The following is a 20,086-nucleotide window of genomic DNA, read 5'->3' as shown; positions in this document are numbered from 1 at the left end:
TTAAACTATGGCTAATAGAATAAAAGAAAAACTAAACGAAGACGGAAAACTACTTTCTATCTATTTTACCGCAGGCTACCCCAAATTAGGTGATACTGTAAAAATTATTCAACAGTTGGAAAAAAACGGTGTGGATATGATTGAAATAGGGCTTCCTTTTAGCGATCCTCTTGCAGACGGCCCCACTATTCAACAAAGTTCCACTGCAGCGCTTAAAAACGGTATGACCACCGAGATTCTTTTTGATCAATTAAAGGATATTCGTGAATCTGTTTCCATTCCATTAATTATCATGGGATATTTTAATCCTATGCTACAATATGGAGTTGAGGCCTTCTGTAAAAAGTGTCAGGAAATTGGGATAGACGGACTTATTATACCCGATTTACCAGTTGATGTGTATCATGACGAGTACAAAGCAACTTTTGAAAAATACGGCCTTATAAATGTATTCTTGATTACGCCACAAACTTCGGATGAACGTATTCGATTTATTGATTCGGTTTCGAACGGTTTTATCTACATGGTAAGTTCCGCTAGTGTTACAGGCGCACAATCCGGCTTTGGCGATGAACAGCAAGCTTACTTCCAACGCATTTCGGATATGAAATTGAATAACCCTCAAATTGTTGGTTTTGGAATAAGTAACTCCGAAACTTTTGAGCAAGCTACGAAATATTCAAAAGGGGCAATTATCGGTTCGGCATTTATTAAACATTTGAACGGCCACGGTGTTGACGGAATTTCAACTTTTACCAAAACTATTAGATAATTCTCAGACTTTAACACTCCCTAACAAAGGTTTAAAAAGCCTTTAACCCTGATTGCCAATTACATTTCTTAGTTTGAGACTGAACTAAAAAACGTAACAACATGGGAATGATTGATGATAAGAGAAAATTTAAAAGAAAAGTAGAACAAAGTAATCCTACAAACCCAAACGGGAATACGGGTATTGACACCAATACCTTTGATATTGAAAAGGATACTATTAAAGATCAACAAAACAAGCAATAGTGCACAGCACTTTTAAAATGAAAAAGCCCTTACTCACGTAAGGGCTTTTCGTTTATTATGCCGAGTTTCTACTGGCGTTTATATTACCATAGAGCGAACGGGTGACGATTTTCTCATACTCATCCTTAAAGCTCGTTTCCTTTCCTATTTTTTGCAATGCAAATTGCTGAATAACCAACAACGGAAGAACAATGTTCTCTCGTATTTTAATGGATTCCCGAGAAACTGCTTCGTTTTCCATCAAAATTTTACTGCCTGATATCTGCAATAACATTTTCTTTGATAACTGATACTCTTCATGCAGTATATTCCAGAATGCACCGTATTCCTCATCTTGCTTCATGTATGAGGTCAACTCAAAATAACACTTGGAAAGTGACATCATACTATTGCTCATCAAAGCCTTAAAGAAAGGTACTTCTTTGTACAGTTTTTTAAGCTCAGACATTCTGCCTTCGTTCTTTATAGTTTGGATTGCCGTACCCAAACCAAAGTAGCCTGGTACATTTTGCTTCAATTGGCTCCATGAACCAACAAAAGAAATAGCCCTTAAATCTGTAAGTTCCAGTTTCTTCTTATTTCCTCTTTTACCCGGTCTACTACCAATGTTAGCTTTTTGATAGTATTTTAAAGTACTTCTGTTCTCTAGGTAAGAAATAAACTTATCATGTTGCTTAAGCGCATCGTACTTCTCAAAACTAAGTTCAGAAAGTTGTTCTATTAATTTTCTATGTTCTTTGGAAATTACATTTTCCTTACCAAAAAGGTTATTGGAAAGACCTGCGGTTAACAATTGTTCACTGTTGTGAATAAATTGCTCTTTGGTACCGTAGGTACTTGTAATGGTCTGTCCTTGTATAGTTAATTGAATTTCATGATTGGCAATACTCTTGGTCTGTGCCGCATAGAAACGGTGCGTCTTTCCTCCTCCACGGGCCGGTGGACCTCCACGACCATCAAAGAAAATAGCGTTAAATCCATTTTTATCACAAACTTTGGAGAGGGTTTCCTTGGTCTTAAAAATCGCCCAGTTGGCCTTCAAATAACCGCCATCTTTTGTACCATCGGAAAAACCGAGCATTATGGTCTGGTTGTTATTTCTTCTCTCTAAATGTGCTTTGTATTCAGGAAGGTTAAAAAGCGTTTGCATGGTGTTTTCTGCACCATCCATACCGTTCATAGTTTCGAACAAAGGCACGATATCAAAACTAATATCCTCTTTCTTCCAACCACACCATCTGAATAACCCAAAAACGAACAATACTGAAAAGATATCCTCCGAATTACTAATAATGTAACGGTTACAGCCATCCTCACCATTAGTGTCTTGAATACTCTTTAATTGTTTTATATTGGTAATGGTATCTTTTACGATATCTTCTGAGTAATCGCTTGCATTAACCGTCAAATCTTTATTGATCAAAAGGTCTACCAATGCATCTTGCGAAAGCTCACTGATATCTTCTTTAATCAAATTATTCTGCTTCAATATGCTTTCTATGGCCAAGACATGTTTGCTATGATCTTGTCTTACATCCAAGGTTGCAAAGTGCGTTTTGAAAATTTTCACCTTATCAATAAAGTTCTCCAACTCCTTTAAGTAAAGGCTGTGGTATTTACTGATCAATAGCTCTTTTATTTCAAGAAGTGGCTCTAGAATATCTGAATACCCTACTGTTTTCTTGGAATCGAACATAGCAGTATATAAGTTGCTACGAAGCTTTTGAATAGGCTCTTGAACATCTTTGAAGGTCAATTTTTTCTGAATGATCTTCAAATCATTATAATAGCACTTCATTAGGTTAAGACGTAGTTCATCTGCCACATCTTTAGTAATATCTGCAGTTACGAACGGATTTCCATCACGATCGCCTCCTGGCCAAAAACCTAACTTCATTATGTTATGGTTCTCAAAATCGGCTTTGTTGATGTTCTCTTTGATATAGGCATATAAATCACCTACCGCGTTATAATACACGTGGCGCAAGAAGTAAATAATGTTCTTGGCCTCATCTAAAGGAGTAGGTTTTTTAGAGTTGATCAACGAGGTTAAACCTAACTGCTGCAAGGCTACATCTATATCATCTATTTTATCTTCAAGAATAAGAGAACGCAATTTTTCAATAATATCCAAAACTGCAGGTGTGTAGAACTGCGTTGGGTGCGCCGTTAAAACCAAGCGAGCACTAAAAGATGATAATTTCTTGGACACCTTATCCCAGCTTTTGTTCTTATCAACCAATTCAAAATAATCCTTAATGGATAATGAACGGGTGTGTTCCTGTAGTTTAGGAAAAGCAGCGTCTTCAACACTATCATACAACACTACTTGTCTTTCTACGTACTGTATGATTTTGAACATAAAATCGATTTGGTCTTTCTCAGAATCGATATCTGCATAATTCTTAAAAAAACCTTCTAGAATTTCCTCGGGATTAAGACCTGAACCCAATCCTTTTTGGCACTGATCCAACAATAATGGAATAAGCATACCAACGTTCTCAATATTGCGATAAGGCAAATTTAAGAACAGGCTGTTGTAAACGTTAAACTTATTGTTGACCGATTTCTTAAACTCAACCAATCTTTCTGAATGCGGCATATGTTATTTTAAAATTTAAAGACAATTATATATCGATTTCGATTGGTAAATATCGGCAATAATCCATGACTATTACCACTCCAATACATCATATAACAAAAATACCACACTACACCACAAAAACAACAGCCTTGACAACAATAATTACCCGGCAACCTTATATCTAGGTACATTTACCATGTAATTAATACGGATTTAAATTTTTTCATTTTCATATAGTGTTCTCGTAAAAGAGTCTTGTCTTAACTGACAGGACTCTTTTTAGTTTACGGTTATATGAATTCTATTTTAATCTGGCTGAAGAGACCTTCTTAAGAGGTGAAAAACTCACGATACTGCATCACCCTAAAATCCAGTGTATTAAAGCTGGCATCTGCAGCTTTCATTCTTTTATACGCATCTAAACTGCCTACTGCCCTATTTGCTGCTCCCGATGGTGCCGTTAAAGAAACTGTACGAACCGTACGTTTGGATTTGGGCAACTGCAATTCGTAGACTCGTGGTACGTGTTCGGAAATTGTTTTTAATTTATGTCCTAAAGGTTTTAGAAGTCTCCTAAAAAAATATTCGGGTCCGTTTTTGCTATTACCCCCCATAAAGAGCACGGTTTTAAGGTTAGGGTACTGTTCCAAATAGAAAAGCAGGTCTCTTAAGCGCACATTTTGCATTCCTAAATCAGAAGCATCTACTTTATCACGTTCGGCACTTTCTACAATATCACAAACGCCAATTTTATTTTTGACTAAAAAATTCTTGCGTTGCTCAATAGCAAAATGGGTGTTTTCATATACCAACCCCAACTCAAAGATACGATCAAGAATAGGCCAAAGCATACCATTTCTACTTCCATAGCAAAAATCTACATCATCAGGCTTTAACTCTCCTGTAGTAAACCTAGGCGGTGGAAGCGTGCCAACGATTAACTTTTCCGTTTCTTCAAAAATAAAAGGCTCGTAAGGGTGTGCATGTAAAAACATAGGTGCAAAAATACACCTATTTAAGCGTCAGCACCAAATCTTCCGAATTAACCAAAGAACCACCCTTTAATTGAATTTTGGCCACCACGCCTTCTTCCGTAGCCGTTACCGTAGTCTCCATTTTCATGGCTTCAATAACGAACAATGGTTGGTTGCGTTTTACTTCCTGCCCCGGTTTTACCAGTACATTGGATAGTAAACCTTGCAATGGTGCCCCTATCTGTTTTGGATCACTCGTATCCGCTTTTACGTTTTCCTGTTTTTCGACCTTTACAGAGGTATCCTTGATCAGTACATTTCTCAATTGGCCATTGATTTTAAAGAAAATACTAACATTGCCAGCCTCATCAGGCTCACCCTTGAGCATCAAAGAAATAAGTACGTTTTTACCACCTTCCAATTCTACCATTATCTCCTCGCCCACATCCATACCGTAAAAGAAGTTCTTGGTAGGTATGTTCACTACATTACCATACTTTACATGATTGTTATAGGCATCCGTGAAAACTTTTGGATATAATTTAAAGGATAGAAAATCCGTCATTTCAAGTTCCCTACCCATGCCCTTTTTAAACTTTCTTTTAAAAGCCTTGAACTCCTTGTCAAAATCTATAGGTTCCAAATGGGCATTTGGTCTATTGGAATACGGTTTTTCGTCTTTTAAAACAATCTTTTGCAACTTTTTAGGAAATCCGCCAACAGGCTGGCCCAAATCTCCACGGAAAAAACTTTTCACAGATTCCGGAAAAGAAATATCCTGTCCTTTTTCCATTACATCCGTTACCGTGAGGTTATTGCTTACCATATACTGCGCCATATCTCCCACTACCTTAGAGCTAGGGGTAACCTTTACAATATCTCCAAACATTTGATTAACCTCTGCATACATTTTAGTAACCTCGGTAAATTTGGTCTCAAGACCTAAAGCTATGGCTTGCCCTTTTAAATTGGAATATTGTCCTCCTGGTATTTCATGCTGATATACATCTCCCGTTCCCGATTTTAACCCGGACTCAAAAGTGTAATAGTAATTACGAACAGCTTCCCAATAATCTGAATATTCGCTTAATTTTTCCGTATTCAATTTATGCTCCCGTTCGTTAAAGCGAAGCATTTCTACCACCGAATTAAAATTAGGCTGGGAAGTAAGTCCGGAAAGTCCCCCCAAAGCTACATCTACCACATCTACACCAGCCTCAATGGCCTTTAAGTAGGTAGCTGTCTGTACCGACGATGTATCATGGGTATGTAGATGGATAGGAATATTTATTTCGGATTTTAGTGCCTGAATCAACTCAAAAGCCGCATTAGGTTTCAAAAGTCCGGCCATATCCTTTACCCCAAGAATATGCGCTCCGGCGTTTTCTATATCCTTGGCCAACTGTACATAATACTTAAGGTCATATTTTGTTTTAGACGGATTTAAAATATCGCCTGTATAGCAGATGGATCCTTCCGCTAGACCGCCTGTTCGTTTTCGGACGTGTTCAATACATGGCGCAAGGGACTTCATCCAGTTTAAAGAATCAAAAATTCTAAAAACATCCACACCCGTGTTCCAAGATTCCTCTACAAATTTCTCGATCAAGTTATCAGGATAAGCAGTATAACCAACTCCATTGGAACCACGGATTAGCATTTGCAACAACACATTTGGCATTGCCTTTCTCAAAAGGGCCAAACGCTCCCATGGATTTTCATGTAAAAACCTTAAACAAACATCAAAAGTTGCTCCGCCCCAAACTTCCATGGAAAAAATTTCAGGGTGATTCTTGGCATAGCCTTCGGCTACTTTCATCATATCTACCGTACGCATACGTGTGGCCAACAAACTTTGATGGGCATCACGCATAGTAGTGTCCGTAAAATGTACTTTGTTCTCCGCTTTCAACCATTGTGCGAATTTTTCAGGCCCCATTTCCGTTAACAGGTCTTTTGTACCCTTGGGATAGGTATCCGCTTTTGAAAAAGACGGCACTTTTGGTTTCGTAAATTTACGGTTAGGGTCGTAATTCTTAACGTCCGGGTTTCCGTTTACAATAGTTTCACCTAAAAATGTAATTAGTTTATTAGCCCTGTTCCTTGGCTCTACAAACTCAAAAAGTTTAGGCTCGTTCTTTATAAAGTTCACCGTTACTTTACCCTCACGGAAAGTATCATGTTTCAATATATTATCCAGAAAAGCCATATTGGTGTTCACACCACGAATACGGAACTCCGCCAAGGCCCTCCTCATTTTTCTGCAACACCCATCTAGCGTACGACTGCGCGCAGAAACTTTTACCAACATAGAATCAAAGAAAGGCGAAATAACCACACCTTGATAAATACTACCCGCATCTAAACGGATACCAAAACCAGAAGCACTTCTATAGGTTGTAACTACACCATAATCTGGCTTAAAGTCATTGGAAGGGTCTTCTGTTGTAATTCTACACTGCAAGGCAATTCCCGTAACTTGAACGGACTCCTGATCGGGTATTTTAATTTGCGTGTCCGATAGTTTATACCCTCCAGCGATAAAAAGCTGCGCCTTTATTAAATCGATATTGGTAATCATTTCCGTAACCGTATGCTCTACCTGAACACGTGGGTTTACTTCAATAAAATAGATACTACCATCATCATCTACCAAAAACTCTACCGTACCAATATTATTATAATCTACCGCCTTACATATAGCAATGGCGTATTTATAAAGACTATCCTTCGTTTCTTGGGGAAGCCCGATGGACGGAGCAAATTCTATTACTTTTTGATACCGTCTTTGTACGGAACAATCTCGCTCATAAAGGTGAACCATATTACCATGGGTATCCGCTACAATCTGAATTTCAATATGCTTGGGATTCTCCACAAACTTTTCCAAGAAAACGGTGTCATCACCAAAAGCATTCAACGATTCCCTTTTTGCTTCCGGAAATCCCTTTTTTAATTCCTCTTCAGTTCTTATAACCCGCATACCACGACCTCCACCGCCAGAAGCCGCCTTTAGCATAAGTGGATAACCTATTCGCTTTGCTTCGGCAAGAGCAATTTTTATATCTTTTAAATCCTTATCACTACTTTGTATAATAGGAATGTTATTGGCAACTGCTACTTCTTTGGCCGTAATTTTATCGCCCAACGCCCTTAACACGGAAACTTTAGGCCCTACGAATACAATACCGTTATCTGCGCATTTCTGGGCAAATTTGGAATTTTCAGAAAGAAAGCCATACCCAGGGTGAATGGCATCTACGTTATTTTCCTTGGCCACTTTAATAATGGCATCAATATCCAAATAGGGTTTTAAAGGTTCATTATCTTCACCTATCTGATACGATTCATCGGCTTTATAACGGTGCAAGGAATACCGGTCTTCGTAGGTATATATTCCAACGGTACGAACACCAATTTCAACACAGGCCCTAAAAATACGTATAGCTATCTCTCCTCTGTTCGCTACTAAAACCTTTTCTATTTTCATGTGTTTCGTTGTTTAAATTCGTACCTAAAAAACCGATTCAAACAAACTTAACTTTTTTGCTTTAGGATAACAATATGATATTCTTATAAATTATAGGAATTTTGTGAAGTTTCTTCTGACGAACAAAGTGACTTTAAGACCCTTCATTTGACATTCCCGACTTAATATTGTATGTTGAAGAAAAGAACTACATATTATGGGAAGAGGAGACAAAAAATCAAGAAGAGGTAAAATAGCAAATAGATCTTATGGAGCAAGGCGACCAAGAAAAATCAAGAGACGCCCAACTGTAGAGGAGAAAATTGATATTAAGAAAAAAAAATAATGGTTTCTATTTGCTAAGCGGTTCGTTTTTAAGCTGGTTTTAAAGGGTGATAGATAGCAGAGAAAACTAGAATTGTTTTTTTCTGTTTTATTTATGTCCAAAAGTTTTTGTCCAGCCAATCCCGATTTGATATCCTGATTGCGCTTTATCACTAACTAAGGGCAAAAAACTGTAAAGCCCAAGACTACTGGTGCTACTAAGCTTATATTTTGGAGAAAAAGACAAGCCGTAGTTAAAAAAAGTTTCATTATTAGAAAAGTCCCTTTCAAAGCCTATTCGTTCATTGACCAAGGTTCCTTTTGTACTTGCGAAACTTACACCAATAGGTACTTCAGCACTTAACTGTATTTTATTAAAATTTAGAGTGTATCCAAAATTTGCCGTTGGTATTAAACGCATATCTACATCGTTTTTTAAATATGCATCAGGCTCGGATTCTCCTTTAAAATCAAAATATGCAACCATTGAAAACCCCAAAGTAAAATGATGTTTATTTTGGGAAAGTGGCATAGCATATTTACCGTAAGCACCGTAATACATAGCTTCATCACCAGCCGCGAGCACTCCTATCTCTATTGAATTACCATTTGTTTTCTGCGCGCATAAAGCTGACCCAAAAAAGAGAAATAAAATAACCACTATTGCTTTAATCGATAAATACATAGTCCAATCCCTTTTTAAATATTTCACTAGCAGAACCACTGTGTCCACTTTTTTCTATTAATTCACTCCTATGCTTAAAATTTGGATAGTTTCTAGAATTGAGCCTTTCATTCATTTCCGCAAAGGATGCCAACATAACCCCGCCTTCTAAGGTGCCCATACCATTGTAAAATTTCACGTCCAAATCGTTATGAGAATTAGCATAAGACTCCTCAAACTCAAATATAACCCCAGCATCATACCAATATGATGTACCGCTTGATATGAATTTATTGAAAGGGTTTGAAGCTCTTTCTTGAGCCATTACATATTGTGTAAATAGTCCACCAAAGGAATGTCCAATTAATGTTTTGTTATGGGATGGATCTATACTGTACCTAGATTCTAATTCCGGTATTAATTCATTTTTAATAAATTGATAGAATTTTTCAGCACCACCAGAACCGTGGGCATAAGCAGTAGGGGTATAATCTCTATTTCTCTGATTATTGTTACCAATAGCAACCAAAATACAAGAAGGTATACTTTCGCTTTGTACTTTATCCGATATAATACCGGCAATTGTATTATACCTTGTGTCTCCGTCCAAAGCAATAATCAATTGATGTTTTGAATTGGCATTATAATTTTCCGGAAGAAATACATAAACAGGGTAACTGTCACTTATTATCGAAGACGCTACAACAAATTGTTCCTTTTTACCATTGACCTCAAAACTATCATCATCATTAGAGCAGCTAAATAATAAAATGGAGAGTATAAGAATTGTTGCAAGTTTCATAGCCTTAGACTTTGCTTCAAAAGTCCAAAATCTTTAAAACTTAAAACTTATTCCAAATCAAGAAATTCCCTTCTAAGCGTTTTTTAGGTATGTTTTTTTAACCCTACTATAGGTTTCTGCAGTCATACCTAAATAATTGGCAATTAACTTTTGAGGTACCTCCTCTAAAAACCTTTTAGATTTAGAAATTGTATTCAAAAAAAGCTCATATTTTTTGTAGGCGTTCTTATGCTGTAGTATTAAAGACCTCTTTTCCCGCTCTAGGTGAACTTGTTCAAATAACTTCGTGTAAATAATAGAAAACGGATGGCTTTGTAATAGAAGTTTATCTATATCTTCTTTTTCAAAATAGATAATTTCAGAATCAGTTAATGCTTCTTGCACTTGATCTGAAGGTGAGTTCTCCATATAACTTGTAAAGTTATTGAAACTCATACCTGCCAAAGAAAAATCGATTGTAAACAGATTATCTTCAATAATGGTGTACTGATGGATAAACCCTTTTAAAACTAAACTGGTTTTTGTTTCCACTTGCCCTATATCCAACAGAAACTCTCCCTTTTTTATTTTTTTCTTCCTTATAACCTTAGCCAAAGGCTCAAAATCCTTTTCAGTAAGAGGATATACCTGGTTGAAAAAATCAAACAGGATGTTTTCTTCAACAGAAAAGTGCTCTTTCATAAGGTTATTTTACTAACTACCTGATAAAAACGGGTTCGTTCTCCTTTACTGTATGGGCCTCACTGTATTCATACTCATCATAATTAAAGCCTTTAAGCTCCTCTAAAGTGTTCACATCTTTATCTATGATGTAACGCACCATAGAACCACGGGCTTTTTTCGCATAAAAACTGATGATTTTGAGCTTATCATTCTTCCAATCCTTAAAGACCGGAGTTATGATCGGTGCCTTCAACGTTTTTCTATCAATTGCACTAAAGTATTCATTACTTGCAAGATTGATGAAAAGTTCATCATCCTGCAGCTCTTCGTTTAATTTATCGGTCAGTGTCTTTTTCCAGAATTCATAAAGGTTCTTTTTTCGTCCCACCTTTAATTGCGTACCCATTTCCAAACGATACGGCTGCATTAAATCCAACGGACGAAGAATACCGTAAAGACCCGAAAGAATGCGTAGTCTTTCTTGTAGTTTTTCCATTTTATGCGAAGGCATCGTATAGGCATCCAATCCTTGATACACATCACCATTAAAAGCATATATGGCAGGTCTCGCATTTTTTAAGGTAAAAGGCACCTCAAAATTCTGGTTCCTTTCATAATTTAATTGCGCCAAATTATCCGAAATACCCATAAGCTCAGATAAGGCTTTAGGGTTTTTCTTTGCCAAAACTTTGTTCAGTTTTAAAGCTTCTTCCAAAAATTGAGGCTGTGTTTCCTTAAATCTAGGGTATTCTTTGTCAAAATCCAGTGATTTTGCGGGTGAGATAACAATCTTCATACTCGTGTCTATTTTCAAAAACGTAAGACAAAAATACTGATGATTATCAATATAACCTATGGCTCCAGAAAAGAGTTATCGATACGATTATCAATGTTATCTATGGATTAACTGCTGTGCTGTGCGTAATGCCTCCACTTTTCTATACACTCTACCATGTCCTGAGGAATTTCAGAATCAAAACGCATCATCTTACCAGTTACGGGATGTACAAATCCTAAGGTTTTTGCATGCAGCGCCTGACGCGGTAAAATCTTAAATGCATTGTCTACAAATTGCTTGTATTTGGTAAATGTAGTGCCCTTTAATATCTTATCCCCACCGTAGCGCTCATCATTAAAAAGAGTATGGCCAATGTACTTCATATGCACCCTAATTTGATGGGTACGGCCCGTTTCCAACTTACAGGATACCAGTGTTACGTACCCCAATCTTTCCGTAACGGAATAGTGGGTTACGGCTTCTTTGCCTTCTTCCCCATCAGGAAAGACCTGCATTTGCAACCGGTTCTTGGGGTTTCTTGCGATATTACCTTCTATGGTACCCTCATCATCCTGAACATTGCCCCAAACCAGAGCAACATATTCCCTTTCGGAAGTCTTGTCAAAAAATTGCTTTGCCAAATGGGTCATGGCTGCTTCTGTTTTTGCAACCACCAAAAGCCCTGAAGTATCCTTATCTATACGATGCACCAACCCTGGACGCTCATTACTGTTATTGGGCAAATCCTTTGTATGATGCAAAAGGGCATTAATAAGAGTCCCGGAATAATTTCCATGGCCGGGATGCACGACCATACCTGCAGGTTTGTTCACTACAAGAAGAACATCATCTTCGTAAACAACATCAATCGGAATATCTTCTGGAACTAACAAAAACTCATGGGGCGGGTGCTCAAACAAAACCTTGACCTCATCGTTGGGCTTTACCTTGTAATTTTGCTTTACAATAGTACCGTTTACCCAAATATGTCCATTTTTAGCGGATTGCTGTATTTTATTTCTGGTAGCATACTCTATAAAGTTCATTAAGAATTTATCTACTCTTAATGGCACTTGACCTTTTGAGGCTACTACCCGATGGTGCTCAAAAAGCTCATCATCGTTCAATTCTTGATTTTCCGGTGTCTGCATCTAATTATTCTGAATCTGCTTGAACCCTCGCCTCCTCGGTTATGGAACCATTGCCACAAACCAACTCAATTTTAGAAGTCTTTGGCAATTTATCGCCCGGCTTGATCTGCTTTCCTTTATACTTTATATAATAGACCATGTCCTTACCCAATTGATCTATGTAGGTAACACGTTGCACATCTAGACCAACGGCACGTAACATAGATTCTGCATTACGCTGAGTAACCTGTATAATATTAGGAACAGAAACTTTTTTATAACCAGAAGGGTTTACCGTAAAATAAATTTTTCTGTTTTCCTTAACCTTATTACCCGCAGGTGGGTTTTGTTCTATAATGGAAAATCTAGGGTAATCCGGATTAAAATTTGCGGAATCCAAAACCTCATATCTCAATTTGGCCTCTTCAACAGATTTACGCATTTCAGGCACGGACATTTTTGAAAAGTCGGGCACTTCTACAAATTCCCCGTGATTAGTGGTTGAATTTAACCAACGTAGCATAAAAAAAACAAATAAGATCAAGACCAACAGGGCCAAACCTATCTGGATAAAAAATACTTTACTTTTTAAAAAATTGAAGAAATTACGCATTGGGTTCCTTTTAACGCAACAAATATAGTGAACTCGTGTTGCTTTTTTTGTTTAATTTCGGTTTCGTTTTATCGAGTAAAATTTAAACGGTCGTATGAAGAAGAATATTGCCATTATTATGGGTGGCTATAGTAGCGAATATAAAATTTCGCTCAAGAGTGGAAATGTGGTACATAACTACATCAACAAACATAAGTTTAACACCTATCGTATTCACATTTTCAAAGAAAAATGGGTTTATGTAGATGATAATGAAAACGAACATCCTATAAACAAAAACGACTTTACCGTTAGTTTGGAGACGGGAACGTTACGCTTTGACTGTGTATTTAACGCAATACATGGTACACCAGGTGAAGACGGACTAATGCAGGCTTATTTTGAACTACTGGATATTCCGCAGACCTCATGTGATTATTACCAATCTGCACTTACCTTTAATAAACGCGACCTTTTAAGCGTGCTAAAACCTTACGGAATAAACGCCGCCCCATCCTATTATTTAAACTTGGGCGACGAAATAGATGAGGAAGCTATTATAAATAAGGTGGGATTGCCCTGTTTTGTAAAGGCGAACAAAGCCGGAAGTAGCTTTGGTATATCTAAAGTACATGAACAAAAGAATTTAAAGAGCGCTATAGAAAAAGCTTATAAAGAAGATGATGAAATTATTATAGAAGCTTTTTTAGACGGCACCGAAGTTTCCGTTGGCGTTATTACCTATAAGGGAGAAACCAAAGTATTACCTATTACCGAAATCGTATCTGAAAACGACTTCTTTGATTATGAAGCCAAGTACGAAGGAAAATCTCAAGAAATTACCCCTGCCCGTATTTCAAAAGTACAACAAGTAAAAGTTGAAGAATTGGCAAAGCGCGCTTATGAGGTTTTAAAAATGAAAGGGTACTCTAGAAGCGAATTCATTTTCATTGGAGACGAGCCGTTCATGTTAGAGATGAACACAACACCTGGTCTTACTACCGAAAGCATCCTACCCCAGCAAGCGGAAAAAGCCGGGATTTCACTAGAAGAATTATTCACCAGTGCCGTGGAAGAAGCTTTAAATAAAAAAGGGTAACTTTATAAGAGAACAACCCAACAAGAACATTCATACATGAGACGCGCTATATTCCCTGGTTCTTTTGACCCACTTACTTTGGGGCATTCAGATATTATTCAAAGAGGTATTACCCTTTTTGATGAAATCATAATCGCTATTGGCGTAAATGCCGAAAAAAAATATATGTTCTCCTTAGAGCAGCGAATGAAGTTCATAGCCGAAGCCTTTAAAGATGAACCAAAAATAAAAGTCCTCACCTATGAAGGGCTCACTGTAGATTTTTGTAAGAAAGTAAATGCCGACTTCATCTTAAGGGGTTTACGAAACCCTGGAGATTTTGAATTTGAAAAGGCTATAGCGCATACAAACAGAAAATTGTCAGAAATAGAAACCGTGTTTTTATTAACATCTTCAGGAAAATCTTACATTAGTTCTTCAATAGTACGAGATGTAATTAGAAATGGTGGTGACTATACCAGTCTTGTACCTGATACTGTACGTATCTCATAATCATTTACTCTTCTTTCTATTATCTATTTTAAAATAAGGATTTATTAAATTAAATTTGTATTTTGTAGGTAAATACAACACATTGCAGTTTTTTGTTTGACCAAACAACCTTTTTTTTGAACAACACAACGAGTTTGATACTATTCACAACAAAGGTTTAGATATAAGGTCAAATGCATCTATTTTAGTCAGAAATTACACCATGACCTTGAACGGAACGAAAATTAGACTAAATAACCCCCTAGTAAAACAGCTGCCCACGGCCACTGTTTTCACGAACAAAAAGTTCGAGGTTATTTACGCGTCCGATAAGTTCCTTTCCAATTTTGAATTTGATTCAGAAACTACATTTGGCAAACCCATTAATGAACTTTTCACCACTCTAAGTGATAATTGGGAAAACACACTTTACCAATGTCTTTCAGACAAATCTAATGACACCAGTGTAAGCTATAATTTAAACAGTGCTACTGGCTCAAAATGGTACAAGTGGGCCTGCACGGCATGGCAAAACGAGACCCATGAAATTGTTGGTCTCATCATTCATTTTGAAGACATCACAGAAAAAAAGCTTCAAGAGGAGCAAGTAAACACACTTCAATCGCTTCTTGACGCCATGTGCGAAATAAGCAAAATAGGTGTTTGGGATTATGATATAATAAATGACAAACTTATTTGTTGTGATGTCATACGCCAAATTCATGATGTACCGGAAGATTATGAATTTTCCTTTGACTCCGCCTTATCCGCGTATAAAGACGGGTACAGCAGAAACACGGTATCTATGCTGGTTCATGAAACCATGACGAAAGGCACTAGTTGGAACGAAAAATTACAGTTTAAAACTTCTAAAGGAAAAGAAATCTGGGTTCAGGTAGCTGGTATGCCAACCTACTCAGACGGCAAAATTGTAGGAATAAAAGGGACTTTGCAAAACATTGAAAAACAAGTTCAATCAGAAACTAAGACCAAAGAAAACGAACTATTATTACGCACGTTAATAGATAATTTGCCACTGAACGTATTCATAAAAGATACGGAATCTAGAAAAATTCTAGTGAACAAATCGGAATGTGACTATATGGGCGTAAAGAGCGCCGAAGAACTATTGGGCAAAAATGATTTTGAGCTTTTTAGTAAAGAGGTAGCCTTAATTTCCAGAGCAGAGGATTTACAAGTTATGGAAACCCTAACTCCAATGTTGGGCAGAGAGACCATTAATGAAACCAAAGACGGTAGGGTCTCAACTTTCCTTACGTCCAAAATACCGTTAAAAGGTAACAATGGTAAGGCCCAAGGACTCGTAGGTATTAGCATGGATATCTCTGACCTTAAACAAAAGGAACAAGAGCTTCGAGACCTAATTAACGTAACCTCGCAACAGAACAAAAAATTGGTGAATTTTGCTCATATCGTTTCGCATAATTTACGCTCGCACACCGCCAATTTCTCCATGCTATTGGATTTTCTTGCCAGCGAAAAGAACGAAGAAGAAAAGTCCAATATCATAAAAATGCTTACCCAAGCTTCGGACAATTTACTTGAGACTTTAGAAAACCTAAATGAAGTAGTAGCAATAAATACAAATATTAATCTTGAGAAAAAGCCAGTTCGGTTAAACCAGCGTATTGTTTCCGTAAAACGGAACTTAAAGGCATTTTTAATAAATCACGATGCCAAAATAGTAAACGCCATATCCGAGCATACCACTATTAAAGTCATTCCCGCATATATTGATAGCATCTTAATGAACTTCATTACAAATGCCGTTAAATATAGACATCCGGACAGACCACCTTTAATTACATTAAGCGCAATAAGCGAAAATGGGTACATAGTGCTTTCTATTGAAGATAACGGGTTAGGTATTGACCTTAAAAAATACGGAAGCAAGTTATTTGGAATGTACAAGACCTTCCATGACCATAGTGATTCCAGAGGAATTGGTCTATACATAACCAAAAACCAAATAGAAGCAATGAACGGCAAAGTAACGGTTGCCAGTAAGGTAGGTGCAGGAACTACCTTCAAAATATATTTTAATGAACAAAATTGAGAGTATTTGTATTATTGATGATGACCCAATTACGGTATTTGGCATTCAAAAGATGCTGAGTCTTGTAGTTGATTGCAATGATATTACAGTATACCGTAATGGAAAGTTGGCGATTGAAGGTATTAAAAATAGGCTTCAGCAAAACAAAAAGGTACCACAAGTAATTTTCTTGGATATAAATATGCCAATTATGGACGGTTGGCAGTTCTTGGATGAATTTATAACTTTACCTCTTACAGAAAAAGTTAGGGTAAATATCATTACATCCTCAATAGACACCTTTGATTTGGACAACTGGGAAGATTTTAAAAAGAAAACCTGCCACACCATTACCTTTAACAACAAACCTATCCGTAAAGAACACGTTGCCGAGATTACCAAAATTGCATAGTAAAAGCTTACTCGTTTTTGCTTATTTTTGATTTATGCAACGGAAAATTACAACTACTTATTTTCTTCTACCTGCCACCCTTTTGGTATTGGGATTACTTTCTCTTTCTTGCGAAACAGAACAACAGGACAAAACAGCCGACTATAAAACCCATTTTGAACTCAGTAACGGTTCCGAAACGGCTACCTATTTAGAAACTATAGACTTCTACATTAGATTAGCCAAAGAGTTTCCTGAAATAAATATGCAAACCATTGGTGATACAGATAGTGGTTATCCGCTACATATTATCACCTATAACCCGGACGGCGATTTTAATTTTCAGAAAATAAGCAATAACAAAACCTTACTTTTCATCAATAACGGTATACACCCCGGAGAAAGTGATGGAATAGACGCTACCATGTTACTATACAGAGATTTGGCCACCGGTAAACTTCCGGCCCCTAAGAACACGGTATTAGTCACTATTCCCATTTACAATATTGGAGGAGCCTTAAACAGAAACAGCACCACACGTGCCAACCAAAACGGACCAAAATCCTATGGTTTTCGCGGAAATACGTTAAACTATGACCTAAACAGGGATTTTATTAAAGGTGACACCAAAAATGCCCAAACTTTTTTTGAAATCTTCCACATGGTCAATCCGGATATATTTATCGACAACCATGTTAGTAATGGGGCTGATTATCAATATACTTTAACCCACTTATTTACACAACATAACAAATTAGGCGGTGAATTAGGCAACTATATCCATAATAAAATGATGCCTTCCTTGGAAAAATCCCTTAGAGATTCAGAATGGGACATTACGCCTTATGTTAATGTTTTTAATCAAGTTCCGGAAAAAGGGTTTTCCCAATTCATGGACTACCCAAGATACTCTACAGGTTACACTACATTATGGAACACTTTTGGAATGATGGTAGAGACTCATATGCTAAAACCCTACAAACAAAGAGTAGAAGGCACCTACCAGCTCATGACGAAAATGATAAATCTTGCGGAGACCGATTACAAAGAAATAAAACAACTAAGGGGAGAAGCTAAGCACAGACATAAGGATTGGACGCACTATCCTACCCAATGGCAAATAGACACTACTAAGACTACAACCCTAGATTTTAAGGGATATGAAGGGGACACCATTACCAGTGAAGTTACCGGACTCAAACGATTAAAATACAACAGAGAAAAGCCTTTTACCAAAAAAGTTGCGTACCAAAACTTTTATACCCCTATTGATTCCGTGGAAATTCCAGAGGCCTATATTCTAAAAAAAGGGTGGCGTAAAGTTCTTTCACTTTTAGAATTGAACAAAATTCATTACAACACCATACAAAAGGACACAGTGCTTGCCGTGGAATCCTATAAAATAGATAGTTATAAAACCCTGAACTACCCTTATGAAGGTCACTACCCTCATTATGACACTAAGATTTCAAGCTCAATAAGCAAAATAAAGTTTCAACAGGGCGATATTTTAATTCCTACGGATCAAGAAGGGATTAGATACATCATTGAAACTTTGGAACCTGAAACAAAGGATTCTTTTTTCAATTGGAATTTTTTCGATTCTATTTTGCAGCAAAAAGAAGGCTTTTCACCCTATGTTTTTGAAGATGAAGCCATAAAGTTATTAGAGGAAAATCAAGTTTTAAAAGATAGTTTCATGTCCAAAAAAGCAACCGATTCTGTTTTCAACACTAATTGGTATGCTCAACTAGACTATCTCTTTAAACACTCGGACCATTACGAAGCGGCCCATTTACAATACCCCGTGTATAGAGTTTTGAAGAAATAAATTATGCTCCAAAAAGAATTTTAATGTTATTATAAGAATTTTGTAGTGCCTCCTGAATCTTTTTGGGACCCTTCCACTTTACCTTTACAATACCCTCTTTCTTTTCTGGCTTAAGCTTACCTATATAACTGGTTCTCATAGCGTACCAGTGCACCTCTTTTAGAGTATACACGCCATTATTATTGAATATATGATAGGTAGTTCTCAAAAAGTTCTCAATTCTAAGATCTTTTACCCCGGTCTCTTCCATAACCTCTCTTAGAGCACAAGCTTCTATAGATTCACCCTTGTCCAGTTTGCCTTTTGGCAGATCCCATTTATCGTTTCTATAGATAAACAATACCTCGCCCATATCATTTGTAACAACGCCACCAGCAGCAACTACTAACGGAATTCTATGCGTAAATTTCTTTAGAATATCCTCATGGTTAGGATGATAGATGTAAGCTTCGGTCAATTTTTTCTTCCTCAATGCCTTTATGGCTTCTTGGATAGAATCTTCGTTTAGCAAAAAATATTCGCCACCGCCAGTTTCTGAGAGCTTATTTGTTAAGATCAAAGGCAATTCGTTCACAAAAACTTTATACATTTGCGTCATGGTTTTAGACAAAAATACCGCCAAAAAAACGGCCGAACTTCTATTGCAAATTAATGCAATTAAGTTGAAACCGGAAAATCCTTTCTCATGGGCTTCCGGATGGAAATCTCCAATATATTGTGACAACAGAATAATCCTCTCTTACCCTGTCATCCGAAACTTTGTTAGGGAAGAAATGGCAAAGCAGGTAGAGGCGCTTTATGGCAAGCCGGACATTATTGCCGGAGTAGCCACAGGAGCTATAGGAATAGGTGCCTTAGTAGCTGATTTTCTTGGTCTTCCGTTCATTTACGTAAGACCTGAACCCAAATCACACGGCAGAAAAAACCAGATTGAAGGACAATTGGAAGCCAACCAGACGGTAGTGGTAATTGAGGATTTGATCAGTACAGGAAAAAGCAGCTTAAATGCTGTAGACGCTTTAACGGACTCCGGTGCTAACGTTAAGGGAATGTTAGCTATCTTTACCTATGGTTTTGATGTAGCCCAGACCAACTTTGAAGAAAAGAATATTTCTTTGAACACCCTTAGCGATTACGACCACCTGATAGAGCAAGCCTCAGAGACCCATTTCATTAAAGAAGAACAATTAAATACCTTATTAGAGTGGAGAAAAAATCCATCTAAATGGCAACAATAATAT

At 37.1% G+C, this 20,086-nt stretch carries 19 protein-coding genes; 9 read left to right on the top strand and 10 right to left on the bottom strand.

Annotated features, from left to right (window positions below):
• Positions 1-7 precede the first annotated feature (7 nt).
• The gene (gene trpA, locus Q4597_RS13025) at positions 8-772 is read left to right on the top strand and encodes a tryptophan synthase subunit alpha (protein ID WP_303406516.1); all 765 of its coding nucleotides are present in this window, start codon (positions 8-10) and stop codon (positions 770-772) included.
• A 101-nt stretch (positions 773-873) separates the two neighbouring features.
• Positions 874-1,017, top strand: coding sequence for a hypothetical protein (locus Q4597_RS13020; RefSeq protein ID WP_215441909.1), 144 nt, complete (start codon positions 874-876; stop codon positions 1,015-1,017).
• 55 nt (positions 1,018-1,072) lie between these two features.
• Here Q4597_RS13020 and Q4597_RS13015 read toward each other — a convergent pair whose 3' ends face one another.
• The 3 genes from Q4597_RS13015 to Q4597_RS13005 form a co-directional block, all read right to left on the bottom strand.
• Positions 1,073-3,619 carry a phosphoenolpyruvate carboxylase gene (locus tag Q4597_RS13015; RefSeq protein WP_303406515.1) on the bottom strand — a complete coding sequence of 849 codons (2,547 nt, stop codon included), beginning with the start codon at positions 3,617-3,619 and terminating at the stop codon, positions 1,073-1,075.
• Between the two features lie 311 nt (positions 3,620-3,930).
• Positions 3,931-4,596, bottom strand: coding sequence for a uracil-DNA glycosylase family protein (locus tag Q4597_RS13010; RefSeq protein WP_303406514.1), 666 nt, complete (start codon positions 4,594-4,596; stop codon positions 3,931-3,933).
• Between the two features lie 16 nt (positions 4,597-4,612).
• The gene (locus Q4597_RS13005) at positions 4,613-8,065 is read right to left on the bottom strand and encodes a pyruvate carboxylase (protein ID WP_303406513.1); all 3,453 of its coding nucleotides are present in this window, start codon (positions 8,063-8,065) and stop codon (positions 4,613-4,615) included.
• Positions 8,066-8,261: 196 nt separating this feature from the next.
• Here Q4597_RS13005 and Q4597_RS13000 point away from each other — a divergent pair, with 196 nt between their 5' ends.
• Positions 8,262-8,390 carry a 30S ribosomal protein THX gene (locus tag Q4597_RS13000; RefSeq protein ID WP_215441913.1) on the top strand — a complete coding sequence of 43 codons (129 nt, stop codon included), beginning with the start codon at positions 8,262-8,264 and terminating at the stop codon, positions 8,388-8,390.
• Between the two features lie 87 nt (positions 8,391-8,477).
• Here the strand turns inward: Q4597_RS13000 and Q4597_RS12995 are convergent, their stop codons facing one another.
• From Q4597_RS12995 to Q4597_RS12970, 6 genes are all read right to left on the bottom strand, one after another.
• Positions 8,478-9,053 (bottom strand): hypothetical protein, encoded by a 576-nt coding sequence (locus tag Q4597_RS12995; RefSeq protein ID WP_303406512.1) that lies wholly within the window; start codon positions 9,051-9,053, stop codon positions 8,478-8,480.
• A complete protein-coding gene (locus Q4597_RS12990) occupies positions 9,037-9,834 on the bottom strand; it encodes an alpha/beta hydrolase (protein ID WP_303406511.1) in 798 nt (265 codons plus the stop codon). Before Q4597_RS12990 ends, Q4597_RS12995 begins: the two co-directional genes overlap by 17 nt.
• 72 nt (positions 9,835-9,906) lie before the next feature.
• A complete protein-coding gene (locus tag Q4597_RS12985) occupies positions 9,907-10,515 on the bottom strand; it encodes a Crp/Fnr family transcriptional regulator (RefSeq protein WP_303406510.1) in 609 nt (202 codons plus the stop codon).
• 16 nt (positions 10,516-10,531) lie between these two features.
• Positions 10,532-11,293: a peroxide stress protein YaaA gene (gene yaaA / locus Q4597_RS12980; RefSeq protein WP_303406509.1), complete on the bottom strand. Its 762-nt coding sequence runs from the start codon at positions 11,291-11,293 to the stop codon at positions 10,532-10,534.
• A 107-nt stretch (positions 11,294-11,400) separates the two neighbouring features.
• Entirely contained in the window at positions 11,401-12,426 is a 1,026-nt protein-coding gene (locus tag Q4597_RS12975) for an RluA family pseudouridine synthase (protein ID WP_289041029.1), read from the bottom strand.
• Positions 12,427-12,430: 4 nt separating this feature from the next.
• The gene (locus tag Q4597_RS12970; protein WP_215441919.1) at positions 12,431-13,018 is read right to left on the bottom strand and encodes a PASTA domain-containing protein; all 588 of its coding nucleotides are present in this window, start codon (positions 13,016-13,018) and stop codon (positions 12,431-12,433) included.
• A 94-nt stretch (positions 13,019-13,112) separates the two neighbouring features.
• Here Q4597_RS12970 and Q4597_RS12965 point away from each other — a divergent pair, with 94 nt between their 5' ends.
• From Q4597_RS12965 to Q4597_RS12945, 5 genes are all read left to right on the top strand, one after another.
• Entirely contained in the window at positions 13,113-14,096 is a 984-nt protein-coding gene (locus tag Q4597_RS12965) for a D-alanine--D-alanine ligase (RefSeq protein WP_303406508.1), read from the top strand.
• Between the two features lie 36 nt (positions 14,097-14,132).
• A complete protein-coding gene (coaD, locus tag Q4597_RS12960) occupies positions 14,133-14,588 on the top strand; it encodes a pantetheine-phosphate adenylyltransferase (protein ID WP_303406507.1) in 456 nt (151 codons plus the stop codon).
• A gap of 202 nt (positions 14,589-14,790) precedes the next feature.
• The gene (locus Q4597_RS12955; RefSeq protein WP_215912536.1) at positions 14,791-16,644 is read left to right on the top strand and encodes a PAS domain S-box protein; all 1,854 of its coding nucleotides are present in this window, start codon (positions 14,791-14,793) and stop codon (positions 16,642-16,644) included.
• The gene (locus Q4597_RS12950) at positions 16,631-17,035 is read left to right on the top strand and encodes a two-component system response regulator (protein ID WP_215441923.1); all 405 of its coding nucleotides are present in this window, start codon (positions 16,631-16,633) and stop codon (positions 17,033-17,035) included. Before Q4597_RS12955 ends, Q4597_RS12950 begins: the two co-directional genes overlap by 14 nt.
• A 34-nt stretch (positions 17,036-17,069) precedes the next feature.
• The gene (locus Q4597_RS12945) at positions 17,070-18,845 is read left to right on the top strand and encodes a M14 family metallopeptidase (RefSeq protein WP_303406506.1); all 1,776 of its coding nucleotides are present in this window, start codon (positions 17,070-17,072) and stop codon (positions 18,843-18,845) included.
• A gap of 1 nt (position 18,846) precedes the next feature.
• Here Q4597_RS12945 and Q4597_RS12940 read toward each other — a convergent pair whose 3' ends face one another.
• Complete coding sequence (locus tag Q4597_RS12940; protein ID WP_303406505.1) at positions 18,847-19,434, bottom strand: NUDIX hydrolase; 588 nt, start codon at positions 19,432-19,434, stop codon at positions 18,847-18,849.
• A 7-nt stretch (positions 19,435-19,441) separates the two neighbouring features.
• Here Q4597_RS12940 and pyrE point away from each other — a divergent pair, with 7 nt between their 5' ends.
• Positions 19,442-20,083 carry an orotate phosphoribosyltransferase gene (pyrE, locus tag Q4597_RS12935; protein ID WP_215912534.1) on the top strand — a complete coding sequence of 214 codons (642 nt, stop codon included), beginning with the start codon at positions 19,442-19,444 and terminating at the stop codon, positions 20,081-20,083.
• Positions 20,084-20,086: the final 3 nt, after the last annotated feature.

Origin of the sequence: Zobellia sp. 1_MG-2023 (assembly GCF_030549125.1) — a bacterium.
Lineage (GTDB): Bacteria > Bacteroidota > Bacteroidia > Flavobacteriales > Flavobacteriaceae > Zobellia > Zobellia russellii.
The sequence above is the reverse complement of the archived record's forward strand: the minus strand, read 5'-3'. Positions and strand labels throughout refer to the sequence as shown.